This is a genomic window from Arhodomonas sp. AD133 (assembly GCF_051195215.1).
In the GTDB taxonomy this organism is placed as follows: Bacteria; Pseudomonadota; Gammaproteobacteria; order Nitrococcales; family Nitrococcaceae; genus Arhodomonas.
Genome location: NZ_JBNAZM010000127.1, coordinates 1 through 1,850 on the forward strand (window position 1 = coordinate 1; position 1,850 = coordinate 1,850).

A 1,850-nucleotide genomic window follows, 5' to 3' on the forward strand; every position below is an offset into this window, starting at 1 on the left:
CCACGCGCCAGGCCAGTCCGCAACGCTGGCGCCGGCGCGATGGTTTCGTGCTCACCGACGCCCGCGCCGACGCCCGTGAGGTCCAGGGCGAGATCCACTACTGCATCTACTGCCACGACCACGACGGCGATTTCTGCTCCAAGGGCTTTCCCGAGAAAAAGGGCCGCCCCGAGCTCGGCTTCAAGGAGGACCCGCTGGGCAACACGCTCACCGGCTGCCCGCTGGAGGAGAAGATCTCGGAGATGCACGCGCTAAAGCGCGACGGGCTCACCCTCGCCGCGCTCGCCGTGGCCATGGTCGACAACCCCATGGTGCCGGCCACCGGGCATCGCATCTGCAACGACTGCATGAAATCCTGCATCTACCAGAAGCAGGACCCGGTCGACATCCCCCAGATCGAGACCCGCTGTCTCACCGACGTGCTCGAGCTGCCCTACGGCGTGGAGGTCTATCACCTGCTCACGCGCTGGAACCCGCTGCGCGCCGAGCAGTACTGCCAGGCCGCCGACAACGGCCGCCGCGTGCTCGTCGCCGGCATGGGGCCGGCGGGGTTCACCATGGCGCACCACCTCACCCAGGCCGGCTGCACGGTGGTGGGCATCGACGGGCTGAAGATCGAGCCGCTGCCGCGTGGATTACTCGAAGCACCGGTCGAGCGCTGGGCCGATCTCGTCGAGCCGCTCGATGAGCGCATCCTCATGGGCTTCGGCGGAGTAGCCGAGTACGGCATCACCGTGCGCTGGGACAAGAACTTCCTCAAGCTCATCTACCTGACCCTCGCCCGCCGGCACAACTTCCGCGTCTACGGCGGCGCGCGCCTCGGCGGCACCGTGACCCTGGAGGACGCCTGGGCGCTTGGCTTCGACCACGTCACCACCGCCACCGGCGCGGGGCTGCCGCGGGTCATCCACATGGGCAACAGCCTCGCCCGCGGCATGCGCCAGGCGAGCGACTTCCTCATGGCGCTGCAGCTCACCGGCGCGGGCAAGGAATCGAGCCTCGCCAACCTCCAGGTGCGGTTGCCGGCGGTGGTCGTCGGCGGCGGGCTCACCGGCGTGGACACCGCCACCGAGGTGCAGGCCTACTACATCAAGCAGGTCGAGAAGATCCTCCACCGCTACGAGACCCTGGTGGCCGCCCGGGGCGAGGCGGCGGTCACCGCCGGGCTCAACGACGAGGACCGCGAGACGCTTGCCGAGTTCCTCGCCCACGGCCGCGCCGTGCGCGCCGAGCGCGAGCGCGCCACCGCCGCCGGCGAGAGGCCGGACTTCATCCCGCTGCTGCGCCAATGGGGCGGGGTGACCATCGCCTACCGCAAGGGCATGAACGCCTCGCCGGCGTACACCCGCAACCACGAGGAGCTCACCAAGGCCACCGAGGAAGGCCTCTACTACGCCGAGGGCGTGGAGCCGCTGTACGCCGACGTGGACGCGCACGGCCACGTCGACGGCCTGGTGTGCCGGCGCATGGCATGCGTGGAGGGGCGGTGGCTGGCCACCCACGAGGAGGTGACCCTGCCGGCGCGGGCGATCTTCGTCGCCGCCGGCACCGTGCCCAACACCATCTACGAGCGCGAGTACCCGCGCACCTTCGCGTTGAACGGCAACCACTTCATGCCCCATGTCGCCCACTCCGAGGGGCTGCAGCCGGTGGAGGACGCCGAGCACTGCAAGGTCCGCGAGTTCGGCCCGTTCACCTCCTACGACGACGCCGGCCGCCAGGTCACCTTCATCGGCGACACCCACCCGGCGTTCAACGGCAGCGTGGTCAAGGCCATCGCCTCGGCGAAGCAGAGCTACCCGCAGGTGCTGCGCGCCGTCGGCCGCCGCCCGGCGCCCGCCGAGACCGGC

Annotated in this window: 1 protein-coding gene; it reads left to right on the forward strand. The window is 70.4% G+C overall.

The window, feature by feature from the left end:
* Positions 1 to 1,850: FAD-dependent oxidoreductase (locus ACPEES_RS23250; RefSeq protein WP_435106864.1), on the forward strand; the 1,850-nt coding region annotated here is incomplete at both ends.